Genomic DNA, 2,769 nt, shown 5'->3' on the forward strand with positions numbered 1-2,769 from the left:
GTACCCCGTAGAGGATGTTGGAGCGAACGGTGAGCCAGGGAAATAGCGCGAAGTCCTGAAACACCACGCCACGGTTAAGCCCCGGCCCGGTAAGCGGTGTGCCGTCCAGGCTGATCTCCCCCGCTGTTTTGGAATAGAGGCCGGCCAATATCATCAGCAGGGTCGATTTGCCGCAGCCGCTTGGACCTATAACACAGACAAATTCTCCTTCTTTTATTTCCAGGTCCACGCGCTCAATGGCGTGAATGGTACGGCTGTGCCCGAATCCTTCGTTCACCACGAAGGATTTCTGAAGTCCACGAATCGACAGCTTGGCAGACATGATATTAGTCCACAGGTATCGGCCCAAAAGGGTATTGCACCATGCAACAGGGAAGAGAAAATATCCGAGAACGGGCCATGAGTCAATCCATGGAAAGCTCTATTGCGAAAAGTGTGGGTTAGCAGGAGCCGAGGGGGCCTGCCCCTCAGCGGGAGCCAATGGGTTCTGCTTGTCTGCTTCTCAGTGCCCTTCCACTTCGTGTCCTTCGTGGTGATATTCTCTTTCACTTTATCCTGCTTACTTTCAGGGAAGCCCCCAGATAGTTCAGCCTAGGGGGCAGGGGAATGCTAGACAATTTATCTTTGTTGAGATAGTAACTGACAGGGCAAGAATCAAAGGTGATCTCTTCGAAAGATTGTCCAAACTTCTAAAAGGATAACCAGGAATATGGCCGTCCAGGACAATATTAACCCAAAGCAAGGCGTAATCCTTCGGCTCAAGGTCATTCACAAACACTACGGCTCCCTTCATGTCCTCGACGGGATCTATATCGAACTACGTCAACAGGAGATCCTCACGGTCCTCGGTCCGAGCGGCTGCGGAAAGACAACCCTCCTGCGCATCGTGAACGGCTTGATCTCCTATGACCAGGGAGAAGTTTTGTTTAAGGGGGAGCAAGTCGTGAAGCCGCGCCCCGAGATGGCTATGGTTTTCCAAAACTTCGGTCTCTTCCCCTGGAAGCGGCTCCACCAGAACATCGGCTACGGTCTTCGCATCCAGCGCCGGTCCCCGGCGGAAATCGATAAGATCGTCGCTCACTACATCAACCTGGTAGGGCTGAACGGTTTCGAGGATAACTTTCCCGCAGAACTCTCTGGCGGCATGCAGCAACGCGCTGGACTGGCCCGGGCCCTTGCGGCCCAGCCCGAGTTGCTTTTGATGGATGAACCGTTCGGCGCCCTCGACGCCCTCACGCGCGAGCAGCTCCAGGACGAGCTTCTCAAAATCAACGAGGCCGAGCCCAAGACGATGATCTTCATTACTCACAGCATCGACGAAGCCCTTCTTCTGGGCGACCGAGTCGTGCTCATAACCCCTCGCCCGGGCCGGATTCGCTTGCAGCTGGAAACCGGCTTCGGTAGGGGGCGCAATCTAGAGGCAATTCGTGGCAGCGTCCACTTTCAGGCGCTGCGCCACTACCTATGGGAGGCGCTGCGAAACCCGAACGCAGAGCCCGGGCCAATCCCTCAGTTTTCCGGGAACTTGGAGGGCCCCAACAGTGACGACCTACGTGCAATCCGCAAATGAGGCGCAAGATATATCGGTAAGGTCTCCGCTGGTGTGGATCCTGGAGCCCAGAGTCTATGTACGCCTGATCTCTTTTGTGGCGGTCATCGGCTCCTGGGAAGCCCTTGGTCTGACGGGAAATATATCCCCAGTGACCTTTAGCTACCCGAGCGCGATCATAAACGCCTTTGTCGAGCTCCTCCTAAGTGGAGAGATGACCTCGGCCGCCATCGAAAGCTTCCAGATCCTGGTCGCCGGCCTGGCAATCGCCATCCCCGCAGGTATCTTGATCGGCATTCTGATGGGCCGCTTCAAGACCTTTGAGTATGCGGTCGACACCTATGTCTTTGCCCTTTATGCCACGCCGGTGGTGGCGCTGGCCTTCCCGATCGCTATGGTCCTCGGTGTGGATTTCGTCGGCAAGACCACCATTGTGGTCTTCTTTGCCATCATGCCCGTCATCGTGAATGTCTACCACGGTGTGCGCAACATAGACCTCTCCCTCCTGGAGGTGACGCGCTCGTTCTGCTCGAGCGAGAGCCAGCGCTGGCGGGACCTCATCTTCCCCTCGGTGGTTCCCTATCTCGTCGCCGGCCTCGGCCTGGCCTGCGGTCGGGCCTTAGTGGGCATGGTAGTGGCGGAGTTTTTGATGAGCATCTCGGGGCTGGGCGCGCTGAGTCAGGACTACACCGGGGAGCTAGAACTTGACAAGGGTCTTGCCCCCGTGTTTCTCCTGATGATCGTGGGGATCATACTAACGAAGGCGGTGGCGGCTTGCGAACACAGGTTTGCCTCGTGGCGGGTCCGGGCGGAATCCTAGAACTGCGGCTCAAAGGACATGATGGATGTTGACAGCCACCTCCAATGGAAATAAAGGAGAAATGATGGATCGAATAACAGAGAGAAAGGAGAAGACGATGAACCGAATGTTGAAATGTTTGGCTGCAATCGCTGTGCTGGGTGCGGTCTTTTTGCTAGGGCCTAACCTGGCTATAGCGGCCGACAAAATTGTTTTAGGGATGCCCGTGAAACCACCACCGTTGGTTCACATTCCGGTCTACTACGCGATCGACAACGGTATCTTCAAGAAGAACGGCCTGGAGGTTGAGATAAAGTTCTTCCGCGGTGGCGTGGCGACTCACCGCGCGGCCACCAGCACCAAGAGTGGACTCGATGCCGCCTGGGTACCGGCTCCCATTGCCATGACCGGCATCTCCAAG

General features: G+C 56.2%; 4 protein-coding genes. 3 read left to right on the forward strand and 1 reads right to left on the reverse strand.

From position 1 onward, the window contains the following. Window positions 1-322, reverse strand: a 322-nt coding sequence (locus O6929_01890; GenBank protein ID MCZ6479147.1) for an ATP-binding cassette domain-containing protein, incomplete at its 3' end; no start/stop codon positions are given. Between the two features lie 387 nt (window positions 323-709). On the opposite strand from O6929_01890, the gene O6929_01895 reads away from it, so the two are divergent. The 3 genes from O6929_01895 to O6929_01905 all read left to right on the forward strand — a co-directional run. Beyond that, complete coding sequence (locus O6929_01895; GenBank protein MCZ6479148.1) at window positions 710-1,570, forward strand: ABC transporter ATP-binding protein; 861 nt, start codon at window positions 710-712, stop codon at window positions 1,568-1,570. Further along, a complete protein-coding gene (locus O6929_01900; GenBank protein ID MCZ6479149.1) occupies window positions 1,542-2,369 on the forward strand; it encodes an ABC transporter permease in 828 nt (275 codons plus the stop codon). Before O6929_01895 ends, O6929_01900 begins: the two co-directional genes overlap by 29 nt. A 64-nt stretch (window positions 2,370-2,433) precedes the next feature. Next, on the forward strand, window positions 2,434-2,769 hold a 336-nt coding region (locus O6929_01905), incomplete at its 3' end, for a hypothetical protein (GenBank protein MCZ6479150.1).

The sequence above is a fragment of the Candidatus Methylomirabilota bacterium genome (assembly GCA_027293415.1).
Taxonomy (GTDB): Bacteria; Methylomirabilota; Methylomirabilia; order Methylomirabilales; family CSP1-5; genus CSP1-5.